This window comes from Moraxella cuniculi DSM 21768, from assembly GCF_900156515.1.
GTDB lineage: Bacteria > Pseudomonadota > Gammaproteobacteria > Pseudomonadales > Moraxellaceae > Moraxella > Moraxella cuniculi.
In genome coordinates this window covers 25,582-46,630 of sequence record NZ_FTNU01000006.1, presented here as the reverse complement: position 1 = coordinate 46,630, position 21,049 = coordinate 25,582, and the positions used below count along the sequence as shown (strand labels likewise).

20 protein-coding genes and 1 other RNA gene are annotated in these 21,049 nt (G+C 44.8%); 9 read left to right on the top strand and 12 right to left on the bottom strand.

The features are described from left to right. Positions 1 to 8 precede the first annotated feature (8 nt). The 3 genes from BW928_RS04945 to pdxA all read right to left on the bottom strand — a co-directional run bounded on the left by BW928_RS04945 (position 9) and on the right by pdxA (position 2,949). Positions 9 to 839 (bottom strand): symmetrical bis(5'-nucleosyl)-tetraphosphatase, encoded by an 831-nt coding sequence (locus BW928_RS04945; RefSeq protein WP_076555134.1) that lies wholly within the window; start codon positions 837 to 839, stop codon positions 9 to 11. Positions 840 to 869: 30 nt separating this feature from the next. Next, complete coding sequence (rsmA, locus tag BW928_RS04940; RefSeq protein WP_076555133.1) at positions 870 to 1,718, bottom strand: 16S rRNA (adenine(1518)-N(6)/adenine(1519)-N(6))-dimethyltransferase RsmA; 849 nt, start codon at positions 1,716 to 1,718, stop codon at positions 870 to 872. Positions 1,719 to 1,908: 190 nt separating this feature from the next. After that, the gene (gene pdxA, locus BW928_RS04935) at positions 1,909 to 2,949 is read right to left on the bottom strand and encodes a 4-hydroxythreonine-4-phosphate dehydrogenase PdxA (RefSeq protein ID WP_227516553.1); all 1,041 of its coding nucleotides are present in this window, start codon (positions 2,947 to 2,949) and stop codon (positions 1,909 to 1,911) included. Positions 2,950 to 3,152: 203 nt separating this feature from the next. Between pdxA and dnaB the strand changes: the two genes are divergently transcribed. From dnaB to BW928_RS04920, 3 genes are all read left to right on the top strand, one after another. Continuing rightward, positions 3,153 to 4,553, top strand: coding sequence for a replicative DNA helicase (gene dnaB / locus BW928_RS04930; RefSeq protein WP_076555186.1), 1,401 nt, complete (start codon positions 3,153 to 3,155; stop codon positions 4,551 to 4,553). Between the two features lie 86 nt (positions 4,554 to 4,639). Further along, positions 4,640 to 5,761 (top strand): alanine racemase, encoded by a 1,122-nt coding sequence (alr, locus tag BW928_RS04925; protein ID WP_076555131.1) that lies wholly within the window; start codon positions 4,640 to 4,642, stop codon positions 5,759 to 5,761. Positions 5,762 to 5,795: 34 nt separating this feature from the next. After that, positions 5,796 to 6,557 carry a MipA/OmpV family protein gene (locus BW928_RS04920; protein WP_076555130.1) on the top strand — a complete coding sequence of 254 codons (762 nt, stop codon included), beginning with the start codon at positions 5,796 to 5,798 and terminating at the stop codon, positions 6,555 to 6,557. 49 nt (positions 6,558 to 6,606) lie between these two features. Here BW928_RS04920 and bfr (BW928_RS04915) read toward each other — a convergent pair whose 3' ends face one another. From bfr (BW928_RS04915) to BW928_RS04905, 3 genes are all read right to left on the bottom strand, one after another. Further along, positions 6,607 to 7,080 (bottom strand): bacterioferritin, encoded by a 474-nt coding sequence (gene bfr, locus BW928_RS04915; RefSeq protein WP_076555129.1) that lies wholly within the window; start codon positions 7,078 to 7,080, stop codon positions 6,607 to 6,609. Between the two features lie 12 nt (positions 7,081 to 7,092). Then, positions 7,093 to 7,587 (bottom strand): bacterioferritin, encoded by a 495-nt coding sequence (gene bfr / locus BW928_RS04910; RefSeq protein ID WP_076555128.1) that lies wholly within the window; start codon positions 7,585 to 7,587, stop codon positions 7,093 to 7,095. A 388-nt stretch (positions 7,588 to 7,975) separates the two neighbouring features. Continuing rightward, the gene (locus tag BW928_RS04905) at positions 7,976 to 8,170 is read right to left on the bottom strand and encodes a (2Fe-2S)-binding protein (protein ID WP_076555127.1); all 195 of its coding nucleotides are present in this window, start codon (positions 8,168 to 8,170) and stop codon (positions 7,976 to 7,978) included. 298 nt (positions 8,171 to 8,468) lie between these two features. Here BW928_RS04905 and BW928_RS04895 point away from each other — a divergent pair, with 298 nt between their 5' ends. Both BW928_RS04895 and BW928_RS04890 read left to right on the top strand, forming a co-directional pair. Next, on the top strand, positions 8,469 to 9,521 hold the full coding sequence (locus tag BW928_RS04895) for a WG repeat-containing protein (protein ID WP_158078428.1): 1,053 nt from the start codon (positions 8,469 to 8,471) through the stop codon (positions 9,519 to 9,521). A 50-nt stretch (positions 9,522 to 9,571) separates the two neighbouring features. Beyond that, positions 9,572 to 10,984: an L-serine ammonia-lyase gene (locus tag BW928_RS04890; RefSeq protein WP_076555124.1), complete on the top strand. Its 1,413-nt coding sequence runs from the start codon at positions 9,572 to 9,574 to the stop codon at positions 10,982 to 10,984. A 119-nt stretch (positions 10,985 to 11,103) separates the two neighbouring features. On the opposite strand, the gene BW928_RS04885 is transcribed toward BW928_RS04890, so the two are convergent. From BW928_RS04885 to BW928_RS04865, 5 genes are all read right to left on the bottom strand, one after another. Then, positions 11,104 to 11,505 (bottom strand): DUF4377 domain-containing protein, encoded by a 402-nt coding sequence (locus tag BW928_RS04885; RefSeq protein ID WP_076555123.1) that lies wholly within the window; start codon positions 11,503 to 11,505, stop codon positions 11,104 to 11,106. Between the two features lie 269 nt (positions 11,506 to 11,774). After that, positions 11,775 to 12,626: a bifunctional methylenetetrahydrofolate dehydrogenase/methenyltetrahydrofolate cyclohydrolase FolD gene (folD, locus tag BW928_RS04880; RefSeq protein WP_076555122.1), complete on the bottom strand. Its 852-nt coding sequence runs from the start codon at positions 12,624 to 12,626 to the stop codon at positions 11,775 to 11,777. A gap of 51 nt (positions 12,627 to 12,677) precedes the next feature. Continuing rightward, entirely contained in the window at positions 12,678 to 14,972 is a 2,295-nt protein-coding gene (locus tag BW928_RS04875) for an AAA family ATPase (RefSeq protein WP_076555121.1), read from the bottom strand. Positions 14,973 to 14,993: 21 nt separating this feature from the next. After that, positions 14,994 to 15,314: an ATP-dependent Clp protease adaptor ClpS gene (locus BW928_RS04870; RefSeq protein ID WP_076555120.1), complete on the bottom strand. Its 321-nt coding sequence runs from the start codon at positions 15,312 to 15,314 to the stop codon at positions 14,994 to 14,996. A 100-nt stretch (positions 15,315 to 15,414) separates the two neighbouring features. After that, entirely contained in the window at positions 15,415 to 16,170 is a 756-nt protein-coding gene (locus tag BW928_RS04865) for a hypothetical protein (RefSeq protein ID WP_227516550.1), read from the bottom strand. 232 nt (positions 16,171 to 16,402) lie between these two features. On the opposite strand from BW928_RS04865, the gene BW928_RS04860 reads away from it, so the two are divergent. From BW928_RS04860 to ybeY, 3 genes are all read left to right on the top strand, one after another. Further along, the gene (locus BW928_RS04860; RefSeq protein WP_076555119.1) at positions 16,403 to 17,179 is read left to right on the top strand and encodes a Nif3-like dinuclear metal center hexameric protein; all 777 of its coding nucleotides are present in this window, start codon (positions 16,403 to 16,405) and stop codon (positions 17,177 to 17,179) included. Between the two features lie 182 nt (positions 17,180 to 17,361). Then, positions 17,362 to 18,399 carry a PhoH family protein gene (locus BW928_RS04855; protein WP_076555118.1) on the top strand — a complete coding sequence of 346 codons (1,038 nt, stop codon included), beginning with the start codon at positions 17,362 to 17,364 and terminating at the stop codon, positions 18,397 to 18,399. Beyond that, positions 18,389 to 18,934, top strand: a complete 546-nt coding sequence (gene ybeY, locus BW928_RS04850) for an rRNA maturation RNase YbeY (RefSeq protein WP_375537529.1) — start codon at positions 18,389 to 18,391, stop codon at positions 18,932 to 18,934. The genes BW928_RS04855 and ybeY overlap by 11 nt, the downstream gene beginning before the upstream one ends. Positions 18,935 to 18,977: 43 nt before the next feature. On the opposite strand, the gene ffs is transcribed toward ybeY, so the two are convergent. Next, positions 18,978 to 19,074, bottom strand: an RNA gene (gene ffs / locus BW928_RS04845) — signal recognition particle sRNA small type. 247 nt (positions 19,075 to 19,321) lie between these two features. Between ffs and BW928_RS04840 the strand changes: the two genes are divergently transcribed. Beyond that, entirely contained in the window at positions 19,322 to 20,803 is a 1,482-nt protein-coding gene (locus tag BW928_RS04840; RefSeq protein ID WP_076555116.1) for a PepSY-associated TM helix domain-containing protein, read from the top strand. Positions 20,804 to 21,049 lie beyond the last annotated feature (246 nt).

The window sequence follows — 21,049 nt, the reverse complement described above, 5'->3', positions numbered from 1 at the left end:
TAATTTAACTAAACCTGAAAAATCGCCCCGTCCGCCAAGCGATATGCCACCAAATTACCGCCCCAAACACAACCACCGTCCAAAGCACGCACAAATTTGGTGTCTATTTCGGCTCGCAAAGCTGCCCAATGCCCAAATAAAATACGCCGCTCACGCACCACAAACCATTCAAACCACGGACGAAAATCAGGTGGCATATCATCATCAAGCGTCTGCTTGAATGAAAATTCCAACAGCCCTGATTCGCTGCACAGACGCATACGGGTTAAGTAGTTGGCGATGGCACGCATTCTTTTGTAGCCGTTTAATTTATCCGACCATTCATCTGATTTTTTGCTGTATAAATTAGGCAGCAGTCTATCAAGCTGCTTTAGGCTGCCGCTAAGCTGATTTTGTAGCTCTTTGGCGTATTTTGCCGCCTCGCTGATGCTCCAATTGGGCGGTATGCCAGCATGCGTCAGGACGGTTTTGTTGTCAGGAAAAACAAGCAGTGACTGGTTGCGTAACCAATTAAGCAGCTCATCGCAATCTTTTGCTGCAAAAATCGCCTCCGTCTTGTCTTTGGGCTTGACTGGCAAGATGCCTCGCCATGTGGCAATTAAAGTAATGTCATGGTTGCCAAGCACTGTGGTCAATGCCCCCATGTCGGACAATTGCTTGGCTTGGCGTAAAGTTGCCAGCGAATCCTCACCTCGTGCAACAATATCACCTGCAAGCCACAATTTATCACAGCCTGCATCAAATTGTATCACCTCAAGCAGCCGATTAAACGCTGCATGACAGCCTTGTAAATCACCGATAACATAGTGATGGCGGTATTTTTTTGTATGATTTTTCATGGATAGTCTGTATTTGTTCGGTGAACCAAGTCAATTGATACGCTTGGCAACCAAGTCAGCAAGTGCAACAAATTCTGCCACGCCCAAGGTCTCGGGTCTGGCTTGTGGATTGATGGCAATCTGCTCAAAATCTGTCTCGTCAAGCGTTGGCAATAAGGCACTCGCCTTAAAAATAGCACGCAAAGTCTTACGGCGATGATTAAACGCCTCACGCACCACAAGCGAAAACACTGCTTCATCTTTGGCAGTGATGGGCTTATTGGCAAATGGTGTTAAGCGAAAAACGGCACTGGTAACTTTTGGCGGCGGATTAAACGCTCCATTTGGCACAGTCAGCAGATATTCCGACTGGCAATGATATTGCATAATCACCGACAACCTGCCATAGGCCTTGGTATTTGGCTCGGCAGTGATACGATCAACAACTTCTTTTTGGAGCATAAAATGCATATCACAAATCACATCGGCAAATTCCAACAAGCGAAACAAGATTGGCGTTGAGATATTATATGGCAGATTGCCCACCACACGAAACGCCCCTTTGCCTTGCTTAATGGCAAGCTCTCGATAATCAATATCCATGGCGTTATCATTAATGATGGTGAAATCAGGGTGGCTATTTGCACCAATGTTGATTTTTAATTGAGCTGCCAAATCTCGATCAAGCTCAATGACCGTCATGCCATCAACCTCCGCCAACAATGGCTCGGTCAAAGCCCCTAGCCCCGGCCCAATCTCAAGCAAATTATCCTGCCTATTAAGCCCAATCGCTGCAACAATTTGACCAATAACCGTGGTGTCATGTAAGAAATTTTGACCAAATCGCTTTCTGGGTGCGTGTTTTGCCTGCTGGGGAGATTTTGGAATGATATGTGCCATGGCTAAATTAACTAATTATAATAAATGATATAAAATTTTATCAATAAACCACGACAGATGGGTTTTGGTATCGCAATCGTGGCAAAGGTGATAAATGACAGTCTCAAGCTGATTTTATCGACACTGGCTTGGCTTATGATAGCATGATTTGCTGATTTTTGCTGAACTGTTTGGCAAATGATTGTACAAATCAGCCAGCGGTCATCTTTTGGGCATAATTAATCGCCTGCCATAGACTTGAACTTGATGCACCACCTCGCCCTGCCAAATCCAATGCCGTGCCATGATCCACCGAAGTACGCACATAAGGCAGCCCCAGCGTGATATTTACCGTATCGCCAAATCCGTGCGATTTTAGGGGAGCAAGCCCCTGATCGTGGTACATGGCAATAACCGCATCACAGCTATCCAGATGCGGCTTGGTAAACAATGTATCAGCTGGCATGGCAAACGAGACATCGATACCAGCCGCTTGCATCTGTGCCAATGCTGGGTTAATGATGGTCAGCTCTTCATCGCCCAAATGCCCTTGCTCGCCTGCATGGGGATTTAGCCCGCAGACTAAGATTTTTGGCTTGGCAATGGCAAATTGTTCGACCAGTGCCTGATGGGTGATTTGTACGGTTTTGATGATTTCATCAAAATTTATGGCATCTGCAACTTGTCTTAGTGGCAGATGAGTTGTTACCAAAGCAACCTTCATGGCTGCATTGGCAAGCATCATCACCACCTTATCACAGGCTGCCTTGTGCATAAAATATTCTGTATGTCCACTAAATGGCGTACCGTTATCAAGCAAAATGCCAGCCTCAATCATCACTGATTTTTGGATTGGGGCGGTGATGATTGCAGCCACTTGATTTGCCATTGCCAACTGATGAGCCAGCCTTAGCTGTTTTTCAACCATGATGGCGTTGGCAGGATTTAACTCTGATGGTTTTACCTTTTCATGGCAAGCTATGTTCAAAATCACCACATCGCTACTTTTACTAGAATAAAACAAATCATCGCCTGTCTCATGCGGTATTTTGCTTGGGTAATCTGATTGCTCAAACCAAGCTGTGGGCAATTGCTCAATCCCATCAGGCACATCAATGATAGACCATGCTGGCAAGCGATCAATCACCCCTGCCGCCTTTAGTTGTTTGGCACGCTCGTATAAGGCGACAGCATCAGCAGCAATCAGCCATCGCCCTGTTAATTTGGGCAAAATATCCAGCACAATATCCATGCCAATCCCAGCAGGCTCGCCTGTGGTAATAAGCAAAGGTTTGTTTTGCGACAAAGCGGGCTGGCACAGAGAGGATTTTGGCAAATTTTGGTAGGCTGCTGACATTTTTTGGCTATCCGATGGTGATTTTGTGGTACAATTTGCCAAGACAGTTTAGCACTTTTTTTGGCAAAAATCGACAAAACACCCAGCAAGGACATGACATGACCCCAGATAATGACAAGCCAGATGGTCTGATGAGCCGCCAACCGCCACATAATATCGAAATGGAGCAGTCGCTATTGGCGTCATTGATGAGCATTCCAGAGGCTTTTACAAATATCGAAACCATCGTCAGCAGTGAGGATTTTTATGGTGAGCGGCACAAAAAAATCTTCGATGCCATCAATCACCTAGCCAACATCAATCAGCCCTACGATGCCTTGATGGTGCATGATTACCTTGAGCGAGTAGGTCAGCTTCAGCAGGTTGGTGGTGAGGAATATTTGGCAACCATCAACCAAAGCACGGCGAACTTTTTTAATCTTATCAGTTATGCTGAAAAGGTAAGAGAGCTGTCCATTTATCGACAGCTGATTGGCTCGGCAAATAATATGCTCGCCCTTGCCTATCACCCAAAAAAACAAACCGCCACGGAGATTTTGGATACCGTTGAGGCGGATATTTTTCGCATTGGTGAAAGTTTTGCCAGAGGCTCAAGCAAAACAGGGCCGCAACGCATTGATGATGTACTGGTCAATGTAACCAACCAACTACAAGAGCTGCGTACTCGTCCCAATGGTCTGATTGGGGTAAATACAGGCTTTGAAGAGTTAAACAATAAAACCTCAGGCTTTCAAGATGGCAATCTGATTGTGCTGGCTGCCAGACCTGCCATGGGCAAAACCGCATTGGCATTAAACTTTGTGCAGGCTGCCTTGATGGAAAATAAAGCCGCTGCGGTATTTTCTATGGAAATGTCAGCCGAAGACATTGCCATACGAATGTTGGCGGCATGGGGAGGCATTCATCAAGGGCGACTAAGTTCGGCAAATATGCAAGAAGATGAATGGGCAAGATTAATGAACGCCATGACCCTATTACAAGAAAAAAATCTCTACATTGACGCTCGTTCAGATCTTAGTCCATCAGAAATACGCGCCAGCTGTCGCCGCATTGCCAAAAACCACCCAAATGGACTGGGCATGGTGATGGTTGATTATATGCAATTGATGCGTGTGGCAAATCTAAGCCACAATAAAGTTGCCGAAATTGGCGAAATTTCTCGCAGCTTAAAGGGCTTGGCTCGTGAGCTAAACTGCCCTGTCATCGCTTTGTCGCAATTAAACCGTGCCGCTGATGACCGCCCCAACAAACGCCCCATGCTGTCAGACATTCGAGAATCTGGACAGATTGAGCAAGATGCCGACTTGGTTCTGTTCGTTTATCGAGAGCATTACTACAAACAAGATAAAGATGAACTAAAAAATATCGCCGAATTAATCATCGGCAAAAACCGCCGTGGCGAACGAGGCACGATACCGCTGAAATTCTTGGGAGAATATGCACGCTTTGAGGATTTAATCCCTTCAGAGCTGCCCAGCGATTATGTGATGGAAGAATGATTTTCCCAGCAAACAAACAAGCCAACTGCCAGCCATGTCATCACAAGTTTGGCTAACTCACATCAACCTTATCAAGCAATAATACCATGAGAAGTACGACAATCACCATACACCCAGACGCACTGACACACAATCTGCAAGTCATCAAAAACAAACTGCAACCAACCACCAAAGTCTTGGCGATGGTCAAGGCCAATGCCTATGGTCATGGTATCGAAGCTGCTCTGCCTGCCTTGTCGGCTGCGGACGGCTTTGGGGTGGCGTGCATGAGCGAGGCTATGGCAGTAGCAAATGCCCTGATGGTTGCCAAGCCCGTTATTCTTATCGAGGGCGTATTTAGTCAAGCAGAATGGCAGCTCGCCATCGAAAAAGATTTTGGCTGCGTTGTTCACCATAATCAGCAGCTAAATTGGGCATTGCAAAATCAGCCCCAAGCCACCGCCCTGTGCCGCACCATTTGGCTAAAATACAACACAGGCATGAGCAGACTGGGATTTGATGACACTACCATTATTGATGCAGCCAAGGCACTAAGCGATGCAGGCTATCGGTTGATTTTAACCAGCCATTTTGCCTGTGCTGATGACAAAACCCACCCACTAAATGCCGTACAGATTGACAAATTTAACGCCGCACTGGCACAGATTCGCAAATTTGCTCCCAATACACAAGCCTCTTTGTGCAATTCGGCAGGTGTGTTTAATTTTGACACAGTGCATTATGACTGGGTGCGTGCAGGCATCGCCCTGTATGGCTCAAAGCCAACCGCACAGCACCAAGCCAGCGAACTTGGGCTAAAACCTGCCATGACCGTATCTGCACAAATCATGGCAATCCATGAACTGACCAAAGGTCAAAGCGTTGGCTATGCTGCCTTGTGGACGGCAAGCAATGATTGCCGCATTGCAGTGGTGAGCATTGGTTATGGTGATGGCTATCCGCGTGTGATTGCAGATGCTCATGTTGGTATCATTGATAAGAATAATCAACTACAACACTGCCCCATCGTTGGGCGAGTGGCGATGGATATGCTGATGGTTGATATTAGCAATATCGAAGCCGAACTGGGTGCAACTGTAATTTTGTGGGGCACATCACCACACATTGATGAGATTGCCGCCCGTGCAGGCACCATTGGTTATGAGCTGATGTGTCGGCTCACCACTCGCCCAACACGACAAATTAAAACAATCAATGAGTCGTTGTGATACAATAAAACTTCAAAATCATCTAAGGAGATATATGAAATACTCAATCAACACGCTGCTGATATTGGCCACACTGTTAAGCACTGGTTCAGCTTATGCCAAATTAACAATTGATAATGATGCTCGCCTAAAAATTGGTGCAAACGCCAGTTTTAACGCCACCGCCTATGCCAGCAAAAACCAAATCACCCTGATGCCACAAGCATTCTATGACAATAACCGTGTGTACATTGAAGGTGCTGAAGCAGGTATCTACGCCCTAAAAGACAATCGCCAGCAGCTGCGTCTTGGTGCCAGCTATGATGGCCGTAGCTTTAGCCCAGATGATGCAGATACTTCGGCACTTAGGCAACTTGACAAGCGCCAATGGTCAGCACTGGCACACGCCAGCTATATGTACATCACCGCTTATGGTGGCCTGAAGGTCAAAGCAAGCACCGATTTATTAGACAGACATGGCGGTCAAACAGTCGCCCTATCACACTTAAGCAAATTCACCAAAGACGCATGGACCATCTATCCTGAAATTGGTGCCGTTTGGCAAAGCAAAGACTACAATCAGTACTACTATGGCATCAGTCCCAACGAGAGCCTGCGTACTACTTTGCCAGAATATCAAGCAACTTCTGGCTGGTCGCCATTTGCAACCGTTACCGCCAATTATCAGCTCAATGACAAAATCAGTCTCTTTGCCAATCAGCGACTGGAATTGCTCTCAAAAACCCAAAAAGACAGCCCGCTGACAGATGGCAGTATTGATAGCAAGACACGCATCGGTGTCAATTATCAATTCTAAAGCACAAAAAACCACCGAACTTTCGGTGGTTTTTATTAAATCTTGATAATCAATCTTCAGATGCCTTAAGTTGGATATAGTTTTCGATACCCATATCCTCGATTAGCTCTTGTTGTGTATTTAGCCAATCTTCATATTCTTCATTGCCATCTTTTAGTTTTATCAAAATCTCTCTTGAGACATAATCACGATTTTCTTCACAAACGCCAATGGCATCAACCAGTACATCATGCTTGCGTTGCTCAAGTTTTAGGTCGCACGCCAAAATTTCAGCGACATTTTCGCCAATCAACAACTTGCCAAGCTCTTGCAAATTTGGCAAGCCTTCAAGCAATAAAATTCGCTCAATCAGCTCATCAGACCATTTCATTTCTTGAATGGACTGCTTATAAAACGCTTCATTTAGCTCATTAATGCCCCAGTTTTTGACAATGCGTGCGTGCAAAAAATACTGATTAATCGCAATCAATGACTGTCCCAATACCAGATTTAATGCACGGATAACTTGCTTATCACCTTTCATAACACTCTCCAATCAATGTGCTGCGGTTGGCTGTGTTGGTTCAGCAGTTACGCTTTGTAGGTAGTTTTGCAGCCCCATCAAATCAATCAGACGCAGCTGTTTTTCTAGCCAGTGTGCGTGATCTTGTTCGGTATCTTCTAGCTGACGCACCAGCATATCACGCGTTACATAATCTCTCTCCGCTTCACAAAGGGCAATGCCTTCTTTAAGATGCTCTTGTACACTATGCTCCAAATCCAAATCGCTTTTTAGCATACTTGGTACATCATGCCCAATGTTGATTTTGCTGACCTGCATATTTGGCACACCGCCAAGCATCAAGATGCGTTGAATGATCAATTGGGCGTGCAGCGTCTCATCTTCCATTTCATGATAAATGCGATCGTACAATTTGCCAAAATGCCACTCGGCATACATTTGCGAATGAATAAAATACTGATCTCTTGCACCCAGTTCGCCGCCCAATAAAAAGTTCAGATAATCAATGACTTTTTGAGATGATTTCATAATATGACTGCCTATGTTGGTTGATGTGTGATTTGCTGATTGCTCATCAAATCAAATTTATGTGGCGTATGATAACACACAAATGCCCAAAAATAAGCCAAATTTTGTAAGGTTATTGAACTGCGAACGCTTCACACTCTGACGATTGCTTGCAAATGCAATAAAAAATCATCTACAAACCAACCCAGAATCCATGCGTTAATAACAGAATAAGCCATTGTTTTTATTGAATTTTTTGATAATTTTAATAAGAATTATTTTAAAAAAGAACACCACAGCTGACAATGATTATCCATTCGGTGAATGTCGGCTGTGGTGATTGATATTTTTATAGATTGGTTTTGTATTTTTGGTAACAATTGGGCAACAATATTGCAAGCCCTGCAAATCAACTTGCCATAACATCGATGCCGATGGCACAGGCTTTATGCTCTTCAACCAAATCCTGCACCATTGGTATGCAGCAACCACAGCAAGTGCCAACAAGCAGCGTCTCTTGCAAACCCTGCACACCATCTACGCCAGCAGCCAATGCGGTTTTGATTTGGGTATCTTTGACATCATGGCAGATACAAACATACATCAGATAAGCCCCTTATATAGCTATTGCACACTGATTGGTATTTATCAAGCGTGCCAAAACTCATTTACAAAAGCAAAGAATTCTCTTTTGTCCTTATATTAACAATAACCGTTCGTATTTGCAAATATTTTTTGGCTAAATTTATCAAAATATCAAAAAATCATCAAATCACGCCCTGTTGTGATATTTTTGTATCATTTACTGGTTTTTTGGTGGCTTTATCTGTACAAAACCAACAGCAATCGCTAAAATGTTTAATGGGTATTTTATTGGCACAAAAATAACAGAGATAACAACAATGACAACATTAAAACCATTACTGACAACACTTGGCGGTGTATTTGCCATCAGTGCCATTTTGTATGCAAGCCCAGCCCAAGCAAACTGCACCTTGCCAGCGGTCAAGCTCTCTGGCAGCTTTGAAAAAATCACCTGCACAGCTGACCCCAAGACGCTTTTGGCAAGCACCGCAACAGGCAAGCCTTTGGCGTTACTTGATGACACAGGTACTGTTTTGGCAGACTTGTCCGCCTATCAAGCGGTATTGCCCATGAATTTTCAGGCAAACTTATTGCCTGTATTAAAAAATAATAAGGTTGGTTACATTGACCGCCAAGGTAGGGTTATTATCGGCTTTGATTATGATAAAATGCCCACAGGTGATTGGGCAAGAGCTGCCAGCGATGAACGCATCATCACCTATGCCAATGGTCGCTATGTCATCATCAGCACAATCGGTCGCTTGATTCGCACTTTTGCCCCCAGCGTCAGTCAAATTGATGATTATCAAGCAGGGCAGGCAAGCGTGATACAAGATGGACAGCAGTTTAGCATTGATAAAAATGGCAACAGAACCAGCAAAAAGCCACTGATGATGCTTGTTGCCAGTACGGCAAATGTATCATCGGTCAGCAGCCAGCCACCAACCAAGATTGCACAAGCTGGCACGCCAACCCTGCCAAACATCAGCCAAACCCCTATCGCAGGCATAAGTCAGCAACGCAGCAATACCCGCACCCTAATCAAACAGCAACAAAATGGCAAATGGGGCTTTGTTGATGAAAAAGGTGTTCTGCAAGTGCTGTATGCCTTTGATGAAGTGCGTGATTATACCGAGGGATTAGCAGCGGTCAGACAAGGTGAGCTTTGGGGCTTTATTGACGAAAAAGCCGACTTGGTAATCCCTTTTCAATTCCCCCAAAGTGGTATTAATCAAGGTATCATGCCAATCAACCCCAGAGAGTCGCTCAAGTTTGAGCACGGCAGAGCATGGGTTGGCAGTCAAACTGGCGGTAAAAAATTATGCATCAACACCAAGGCGGAGGCGGTTGATTGCCTTGTGCGGTATTAAGACAAACAATCCAGCCAGCCCTGCTTGGCACAACAGATTATGGGTAGTTTATGATCAGTGTTTTTGACTTATTTAAAATTGGTATCGGCCCTTCCAGTTCGCACACTGTCGGACCGATGGTTGCTGCCAATCGTTTTTTGCAATTGCTTGGCGATGATTTGCCACAGGTGCAACAAATCACCATTGAGCTATACGGCTCACTGTCTTCAACAGGCAAAGGCCATGCCACAGACAGTGCAGTTTTGCTTGGCTTGCTTGGGCATGAACCACGCAGTATCGACACCACCAAAACAGCACAATATCTAGAGCCTATCTATCAAGACAATCAACTGAATCTGGCTGGGCGACACAAAATCAGCTTTGATGCCAATCATCATCTACTTTGGGACGATACCGCCCTGCCTGCCCACCCAAATGGTATGCGTTTGCTGGCCAAACTCAATGATGGCAGGCAAATAGCACGCACTTATTATTCTGTTGGTGGCGGTTTTATTAAAGATGAACAGCAGCTCACCAGCGAGACTAAGCAAGAGGACACAGTTAAATTTACCTATCCGTTTAACAGTGCCGAAGAGCTGGCGATGCTATGCCAAACACACAATCTGGATATTGCCAGCCTAATGATGGCAAACGAAACCACCCTGCGTGATGAAGAAGAAATAAAAGCATATTTAAATGAAGTTTGGGACACCATGCAAGCCTGTGTTACACAAGGGTGTAAAGTTGATGGCATCTTGCCCGGTGGATTAAATGTCAAACGGCGTGCCAAAGCTCTGTACGAGCAACTTTCCAAAGAGTATGGTTATTCTGGCAATGGTGGCTTGCTGGCAATGGACTGGGTTAATTTATACGCACTTGCGGTCAATGAAGAAAATGCCGCAGGTGGCAAAGTCGTTACCGCCCCAACCAATGGTGCAGCTGGCATCATTCCAGCGGTACTGCATTATTATCGTGGTTTTATCCCTTCATTTAACTATCAGGGCGTACGAGAGTTTTTGTTGGTGGCAGGGGCAATCGGTGCGTTAATCAAGCAAAATGCCTCAATTTCAGGAGCTGAAGTCGGCTGTCAAGGTGAAGTTGGTTCAGCCTGTGCAATGGCAGCGGCAGGCTTGGCTCATGTGCTAGGCGGTACGGTGGCTCAATGCCTAAACGCTGCTGAGATTGGTCTTGAGCATAATCTGGGGCTAACCTGCGACCCCATTGCAGGACTGGTGCAAGTGCCATGTATCGAACGCAATGCCATGGCATCTGTCAAGGCAATCAATGCCGCTCGCCTTGCCTTGCGTGGTGATGGTAGCCATCATGTTTCTTTGGACAAGGCAATCGCCACCATGAAAGCCACAGGCATGGACATGATGGATAAATACAAAGAAACTGCCAAAGGCGGACTTGCCATTCATGCAACTGATGCCGCACAACGCATTGAGATTGTCAATATCGGCACAGGCTTTAGTCAATGTTAAAACAGACCAAGCCGAATATGCAAGCTTGCTTGACTGCGTATAAATCCGCCTCTTTTGAGCATGGTTCTTATAAAAAAGCCCTGAATAACAGGGCTTTTTAAACAAACTTGTAAAGCTGATTATTGCTCGGCAGTCTTTGAGATAACTTTGTTCAAAGACCATGCAGGAACAACCTTACCTGTTTTTTGATCCAAGAAGCGTTCTTGTTTCAAATCAAGCACATAGCGATAGCCAGTTTCGTACTCAAAACCTGCAATTTCACCACTTAACACATTATAATTGCGATCAAAAGTACGGCGATACTGCAAGCATTCGGCTTGTACGGTTTCGCCAGCTGTATTGGTCAGCTCACACACTGCCTTGCGTGGAGCAATCTCAACCTGAAAGCTACGCAAATCCTGCACTTGCACTTCTTGTAATTTGCCCTCGACCATGACTGCCTGTGTGTCATTCAGTGGTTTGCTGGCACAACCAGCCAACGCCACAGAAGCCAAAACTGCGGTTGCAAGTAGTTTTTTCATATCATTCTCCCTAGATAGTTTTCGGATAAATGCCAATCGGCACAATGAAGATATTGATTTGTTATAAATCATATCTGTCATTTATCCTATCATACTTTGGGCGATTTTTGCAAAAATTTTGCTGCATTTAGCACAAGATAAACTTAAGACGCCCAAGTTTGGCAGTTGTTATTTTGATACAATCAAGTTATCAACACAGCCAACAGCCGCACTCTACACATCACACAGCATGCTCATAAAAGTAGCCTTAGCTGCTTTTTAAAGGGTGATTACAGCCCTGCTTCTTTTTCGGCTGCCTCGACCGTTTGGCGAATCAAAGTATTAATGGTCATCGGGCCAACACCTCCCGGCACAGGCGTATAAGCCGATGCAATATTGTCAATGCCTGATAGTTCAATATCACCACAACCGCCTGTATCAGTCGGGTGAAACCCTGCATCAACAACCACTGCACCTTGTTTAATCCAATCTTTTTTGATAAGTTCTGGCACGCCAACAGCACCAATGACAATATCAGCCTCTGCGATATATTTTGGCAAATCTTTGGTGCGTGAATGACAAATGGTAACGGTACAGTTGGCATTTAGCAACATCATCGCCATAGGCTTGCCCAAGATGGCACTGCGACCAACCACCACAGCGTGCTTGCCCTCAAGCTCAACATTATAATGTTGTAACAAGTGCATAATGCCTTGTGGCGTGCATGAGCCATAGGCAGACTCACCCATTGCCATACGCCCAAAGCCCAAGCAAGTAACGCCATCAACATCCTTGTCAAGGCTAATGCGATCAAAGCACGCCCGCTCATCAATCTGTGCAGGCACGGGGTGTTGCAACAAGATGCCATGCACATCAGGATTGGCATTTAATTCGTCAATTTTGGCAAGCAATTCGTCAGTGGTTGTATTGCTTGGCATTTCAACACGGATACTGTCCATGCCAATGCGTTTGCAAGCATTGCCTTTCATACGCACATAAGTGGCAGAGGCTGGGTCATCACCAACCAAAATAGTTGCCAAAATCGGTGTGCGACCTGTTTTTTGTTTTAAGATTGCAACGCGTTCACTCAATTGATTTTCAATACTGCTTGCCAATGCTTTGCCATCTAGTACTGTAGCCATAATTTGCTCACTTTGCTGGGTTTTGGAATAATTATCAAAGAATTATTATAGTCAATTTGTGCGTTTTTTGCCAGTCAATTTTGCTCGCCCACTGTCCTCGTTTGGCATGATTTGCAACACAACAGCACCTGATGACAAAGTGGCTTGCACCACACCACCTTCGGCAAGATTGCCAAACAATATCAGCTTTGCCAGTGGCTTTTTAATTTCTTGCTCAATCAATCTTGCCATAGGGCGGGCACCCATTGTTTCATCATAGCCCTTTTGTCCCAAATAATCACGCACCTCATCGCTGATGCTTAGCTGTATCTTTTTGTCAGCCAACAAATCCTGCAGCTGATTGATAAATTTATCAACAATACAGCCAATCACTTGGCGATTTAGGGCGGCAAAATGCACAACTCCATCAAGACGATTGCGAAACTCTGGGCTAAACGCACGGCGAATTGCCTCTTGATTGTCATGATGATGGTTTGATTTGGTAAAGCCCATCGGATTGCGAGACAGGCTATCAGCCCCCACATTGGTGGTCATGATGATGATTGTCTGCCGAAATGAAACGGCACGACCATTATTATCGGTCAAGGTGCCATGATCCATGACTTGTAGCAATAGATTAAAAACATCACTATGTGCTTTTTCTAATTCATCAAGCAGCAGTACACAATATGGATTTTGCTGAATCTTTTCGGTCAAAAGACCGCCCTTATCATGCCCAACATAACCAGGTGGTGCACCAATGAGCCGTGAAGCCGTATGTGCCTCCATGTATTCACTCATGTCAAAACGCACCAAAGGCAAGCCCAACAATTGTGCCAACCGCTTACTGATTTCGGTCTTACCCACCCCTGTCGGCCCTGCAAATAAGAACGCGGCAATTGGCTTATCAGGGCGGTTTAGTCCAGCTCGTGCCAACAAGATGGCATCGCTTAATCGCCGAACTGCCTCATCTTGCCCAAAGATGAATTCTTTAAGATTATTATATAGATTTTTTAATATATATTTTTCGTCTTGATTAACTAAACTTGGGGCAATGCGTGCCATTTTTGCCACCACTTGCGTGATGATTTTTTCATCAATAATAACAGGATTGGGCTGTGTGGTATTATTGGCTTGTTTGACATTGGTGGAATTATTTGCCAAACCATCGCGTAAACGAACAAACGCCCCTGCTTCGTCCAAAATATCAATCGCCTTATCTGGCAAAAACCGTTCGTGCAAATGCTTGACAGATAACTCCACCGCAGCCGTGATGGCATCATCGGTATAGCAAACTTGGTGGAATTGCTCATAATGTTCTTTTAAGCCCTGCAAAATCGCCACAGCTTGTGCCGTGGTTGGCTCGGTAATGTCAATTTTTTGGAAGCGGCGAGACAGTGCATGGTCTTTTTCAAAAATTTGACGATATTCAACAAAAGTCGTTGAGCCAATGCAACGAATCTGCCCTCTGGCAAGTGCAGGCTTGATAAGATTAGAAACATCAAGCGTGCTATCCATAGATGAGCCTGCACCGATGATGGTATGAATCTCGTCAATGAACAAAATCGCTTCGGGCAATTTTGTCAGCTCATCGAGCAATTGTTTGATGCGATCCTCAAAATCTCCACGAAATTTTGTACCTGCAATCAATGCTGCCATATCCAGTGCATAAATCGTCGCACAAGCAAGCATCGCAGGGGCTTTGTCATTAACAATCAACCACGCCAAACCTTCGGCAACTGCCGTCTTGCCAACGCCTGGGTCGCCAACCAAAATGGGGTTGTTTTTGCGGCGGCGAGAGAGAATTTGAGCCGTGCGTTCTATCTCTGCTGCACGCCCGATAAGCGGATCAATGCCGCCCTGCTTGGCGATTTTGTTGAGATTTTTGGTGTATTTTGCCAAAATATCATTATCGGAGTTTTCTGACACGGTGGCAAAGGGGTTGTCAGTTTGGCGTTTGTCTGCTGAGATTTGCCGTCTCAAGGACAACAAAGTTAGCCCGTAGCCTCGCAGCAATTTGCTGGCATAGCTGCGTTCTTCTTTGATAATCTCAACCAATGCGTGTTTTGGCAGCAGGTTTTGACCACTGTCTTGTGCATACAACACAAGCTGGGCAATAAGGCGAAGATAAGCCTTGCTGGGTGTGGGTTTGTCCACTTCGGCAACAGGGACAAAAGCCGCCAAATATTGCTCCAAAGCCACTGTCAAATGAGCAATATCCACACCGCACGCCTTTAATGTCTGAACACTGTCATCATCTTGACAAAGCCCCAACAACAAATGCTCCAAAGTGATGAATTGATGGCTGTGCTGGCTTGCGATTTGTTCGGTCAAATGCTCAATGTGGCTAAAATCATTATCTGACATGGTTATCCTTAAGCATATCTTTTAGGCTTGTTCAATGCTAATAAATAATGGAAATTGCTCCTGCTCGGCAAGTGATGTCGCCTCATCAACTTTCATTTCGGCAATTTCATAAGGCAGTACCGCCACCACCGCACGCCCCGTCTGGTGTATCTGCATCATCAGCTGATAAGCCTGCTCAATCGGTTTATCAAAAACAGCGTTTAGCAAAAATACCACAAAATCCATCGTTGTATAATCATCGTTGTGCATGATAACAGCATACAAATCAGGCATCTGCCAGTCGCTTTGGGTCTGGCTGATAACATCAGTATCGGGCATGGTTTGAGGTTTAATCTGTGTCATAAAGGCATGATGATAATTAACAAAAGATTGGCTAAATACTGCTTATTTTTAATGCAAAAACAGGCAAAGCAACGCCCTGCCTGTCTGCTTACCCTTGTGATTATTCGCTTTTGACGATTGGGCGTTGGCTGGCATTTGACATGGCAGCGGTTGCTGGCGGTGCATCGGTAATCAATTTACCAATTTGCCAATTATACAGCTGTCGTACCTTTTGTGTGCCTGCGGTCAATTCCAATTTCATTTGCTTTGGCACAAAGCCCTCTGGCATGATAAAACGGCCACGAATATTGGCAACGCCACGCACATCATAGCTAGATGGCTCAAGCGGAATCTCCACCATGCTGGTTTCGTTTAATAAAGTCAGCTTGGGGAACATTTTTACCGCCTTGCCAGAAATATCCAGCATTGCCACATCAAAACGGTATTCAAAAGTATTCTCAGGCAACGAAACAATCTCTGACGCCAAGATATTTAACGCCACACCACCCTGCTCTGCCACCGAAGTTTTGAGCAGTTCATTGACTTGCTCAAGCTGCAAATTGGTCGTCTTTAGCGATTCAATATCGGTACGCAAACTCTCAAGCGTGGCACGGCTAATGTCTCGCTCTTGGGTGGCGGTGGCAATGTCTTGCTTAAGCTTGGCATTTTCGGCAGTCAGCTCGCTGACGCTTGCCACAGCTTCATTATTGGCAGTCATCGTTCTTTCGACACTGTACAAGCCTTGGCGATAGCCAAATTTATAGCCAATCACCGCAACAATCAATGAGGCAAAAATCAGAGCAATCAAAAACAATGCCAAAATTTGGTTGGTTGAACCACGCTGATTTTTTGTGGTTGAAATAAAAACTTGCTTCACGGTAAAACCTTGAATTGATATCATCAAAAATAGCGATATTATAACAAACATTGGCAAAATAAGAATAACTATTTTTATCAGCTACGAAATTTATACAAATCATTCTCATTCATCATTCAATCCACGCCGCTTGCCAAGCAAGATTTGCATAATTAACAAAAAATAATTACAATGACAACAGGCTTGATTGCCAACTTTGCCATTTGTGCGTCATTTATCAATAAGGAAAAATATGCCCACTGCCCAAGCCATTAGCCCACAAAGCCTATGTGATTTTTGTGATACGCTCTTATTTGCTGATGAATTTCGTGATTACTGCCCCAATGGCTTGCAGATAGATGCAGGCGTGCCAATCAACAAAATCATCACAGGCGTTACTGCTTGTCAGGCACTCATAGACCGAGCGATACAAGAAAAAGCTCAAGCCATCGTCGTGCATCATGGCTATTTTTGGAAAGGTGAAGACGCGGCAATCACTGGCATGAAAGCAAAACGCATCAAAGCCCTGCTTGAACATGGCATATCATTAATCGCCTACCACCTGCCGCTTGATGCCCACCCAGAGATTGGCAACAACCGTGCTTTGGCAGATATGTTGGATTTGACCATCACAGGTGCATTATATCCACACGAAAAGCACCCTGTTGGCAATATCGCCACAAGCAAACCAATAAGCTCAGTGCAGCTTGCCGAAAAAATCACCCAAGCATTGGCTCGCAAACCGCTACACATCTGTGCTGGCTCGCCAGATAGAACATTACAAAAAATTGCACTATGCACAGGCGGTGCACAAGACATGATTGAGCAGGCAGCCAAGATGGGCTGTGATGCCTTTATTTCAGGGGAGATTTCCGAACGCACCACACACATGGCACGCGAGCTTGGCGTGGATTATTTTGCCGCAGGGCATCATGCCACCGAGCGTGGCGGTATCATGCGACTAACAACCGTGCTGGCGGAGCAATTTGACATTGGCGTACAGTTTGTTGATATTGACAACCCTGCTTAGTTTGCTTCAATTACCCAAATCGCTTCGTTTGATAAAAATTTGGGCAACTTGGCAATTTAGCTGCATTTGTACAGATTGTTAATCGCATGATTTATTGTGATTTGCCCAATAATCCCGATAAATACTTGTAATTTATCAAAACATCCCAATAACCAACAAAAAACTTATGCAAGGATAATTCATTGAGCATCGTTCGTACTGTCAGCACCGACCTAAATCCGCACAAATTACGCATCGCATTTGGCGAATATAATAAACACTTAAAATACATTCAAGAACGACTACAAGTGCAAATCACTCACCGCCAAGACAAATTCATCATTACAGGCGATTTGACCGCTGTTGAACGCAGCGAATTTATTCTTGGCAAACTTATAGAGCTTGCTGACGAAAAAGATGACATTACAGGCGATGAGTTGCATTTAATTGTCCAATCAAGCCTTGCCAGAGAGCATGACGCTCAAGATAGCCATGATTTGACCGCTGTATCTTTGCGAACACGCAAAGGCAAAATCACCCCTCGTGGCAGTAACCAGCAGCGATATGTCAAAAAGATTTTGGCATCTGACATTTCTTTTGGGGTCGGGCCTGCTGGCACGGGCAAAACTTACTTAGCGGTTGCTTGTGCCGTGGATATGCTTGAGCGAGGCGAAATTGAACGCATTTTATTGGTGCGTCCAGCGGTCGAGGCAGGCGAAAAATTGGGATTTTTGCCTGGTGATTTGACACAAAAAATTGACCCCTATTTGCGTCCTTTGTATGATGCTTTGTACGAAATGCTGGGCTTTGAAAAAGTGGGTAAATTGCTAGAGCGGCAAGTGATTGAGGTTGCACCGCTGGCATACATGCGTGGTCGCACACTCAACAACTCATTTGTGATTCTCGATGAGGCACAAAACACCACGCCAGAGCAGATGAAAATGTTCTTAACGCGACTTGGTTTTGGTTCTCGTGCCGTCATCACAGGTGATATGACACAGGTGGATTTGCCACGAGGTCATCAATCAGGGCTTGCCCAAGCCATCAAAATCCTCTCTGGCATTGAGGAGATTCACATCACTCGCTTTGATAGCAAAGATGTGGTCAGACATCATTTGGTACAAAAAATCGTCCAAGCCTATGATGCTTTTGACGAAGCAGAACAAATCAGCCGTGCCAACAAAAAATCCCAGCAAGCTGCCAAACTTGCCAGCAATATCGAAGAGACCGATGATGAGTAATACCGTTGAATTGAGCTTTGCCGAAACCATTGCTGCCGATATACAACAAAGTTATCATGCCATTGATTTGGAAAAAATTGCACGCACAACATTGACAGCAATGACGGATAAATTGCCCAATGTAAATTTTCGCTATTTTGCCGAATTGGACAGTTATTGGTACAAACCAAAATTGCTGGATATCTATATCGTTGATACCAACGAGGGTCGCAGGCTAAATCTACAATCACGCCACAAAGACTATGCAACCAATGTGCTGTCTTATCCCAGTGATTTACCTGCTGATGTTTTGCCATTGTTGGACGAGGTGCATCTGGGTGAGTTGGTACTGTGCCACGAGGTCGTTTGCCAAGAAGCAATCGGTCAGCACAAACAATTTGACCATCATCTAACGCATTTGGTGGTGCATGGTATCTTGCATTTATTGGGATTTGATCATGAAATCAGCGAACAAGACGCTGATGAGATGGAGCAATTTGAGATTGAAATTCTGGCCAAACTTGGTATCAATAATCCCTATCTTGCCCAAGATTAGCTTGAAATCTGGCAATAAAATAAAAAAATTGCCAAAAAAATGACTTCATCAGCACATCTTCGGCACACTTTGTATCTACTACCGTTGCTACCTTCCGGTCCTGGCGGGGTTCATAGTACACAGTTGCGAAGCTACCGATGAAGCCAAGAGATATTATAACAAAAAATCAATTTTTTGCAAGTGTGTTTGTGAATTTTTTATCAGGCATTGTCAGCATACGATATCACAATGGCGAAATTTAGCAAACATTCGTCTGAAAAATACTCTTGCTATATTAATAACAAAAATTTTGCCATTTTATAAAATTCATCAACAACACCAAGGTATCACCCTGATTGTGTTAATTTGTGTTACAATATGTAATAAATCAGCATAACAGGATTAAACATGACGGACAAGCACCACACTCAAAAAGCATCAGACAGTGCCATGTATTTTACCTTGTGGCGATGGCATTTTTATGCAGGTATATTTGTTGCACCATTTTTGATAATCTTGGCAAGCACAGGTCTTGCAATGTTGCTTTTGACAAATATTTCTGGCAAAGATTTGGACAGAACGGTGGTAAATGTACAAGCCACAACCGCCACCATTGAGCAGCAGGCAGCCAGTGCAATCAACAGCGTAACGGCACCAGATGTGGCGAATGCACAAGTGGTTCAGTACATTAGTCCCCGTGCAGCGGATACGGTCGCCCTGTTTCGCATCAAGGCCGAAAAAAATGGCGGCAGTATTGATAATATGGTGCTTGTCGACCCGTATACCGCCACTGTCATTGATAGCTTTCCTCGTCAGAGCAACTGGTATTATGTTTTTGATAGCATTCATGGAGACATTCTGCTTGGTACGGTTGGGGATTATTTACTAGAAACCGCCGCCTCTTTGACCATTTTGCTAATTATTACAGGGTTGTATCTTTGGTGGCACAGGCAACGCAATCTTAAGACAATGCTGCTACCCAAAGCCCAGCCCAAACGCTCATTATGGCGAGTGATTCATGGCACACTTGGTAGCTGGGTGTCGGTCATTCTGCTGTTTTTTTGCATCACGGGCTTGGCGTGGGCAGGTATTTGGGGCGAAAAAATGATGCAGGCATGGAATCAATTTCCCGCTGGCAAATGGGGCGTTGAACCCCTGCCTCAGTCCGCCTTGGTGGTTGATTTTGCCAAAAAATCCACCCCAAGAACCAACAGCAATCAAGCCACAACCCATGAAATGACAACGCACGGCAAAAGCCTAAATGATGGCGGCAGCAAAGATGCCCCATGGGTACTTGAGCAAACGCCAATGCCCATCTCCAACCAAGCCAACAAACAAGCCAGTTTGCCCACTTTAAACAGCATCAATCAGCAGGCTCAAATGCTGGGTTTTCAGGGACGCTATCAAATCTACCAGCCCAAAGGCGAAACTGGCGTTTGGACCATCAGCCAAGACTCCATGAGCTATGACATGGCAAGTCCAACCGCCGACCGCACGGTGCATATTGACCAATATTCAGGTGCTGTATTGGCGGACATACGCTTTGATGATTATAATGCCATGGGCAAATTTATGGCGGCAGGAATTGCCCTACACATGGGAACATTGGACTGGTGGAGTGTATTGGCAAACGCTGTATTCTGCTTGCTGGTGATTGTGCTGTGCATTGCAGGCTATGTGCTGTGGTGGCAACGCCGTCCAACTGCTGGCTTACGCAGTCTCAACCCGCCTGCTCGCAACAAAGTCGCCAGTCTGTCGTGGCAATTTGCCATCATCTTGCCACTGCTTGCTGCACTTTTCCCCACCGCACTGGTGGCAGTCATGGTAATCGCCTTGCTTGATTGGTTGCTAATCAGTCGCATTGATTGGCTAAAACAGCTGCTCAAATAACCATCTGACACGCCGAAGACACATGGCTAAAGCTACAGACACACTTAGCCATGTGTTTGGCTCTACACAAAAAACCATGGTGATTATCATACTGTCAAGAAGCTGGGTGTAAGGCAACATCGCAAAAACAACCCATCTCTAGACCGCCAATTCATCACAAAGCAGATTTAATGTATCAAAATCAAATTTAATGGCAAGACTTAAGTAAAGCCATTATACAAGCCAATCTTGACGGCAAATTTAACT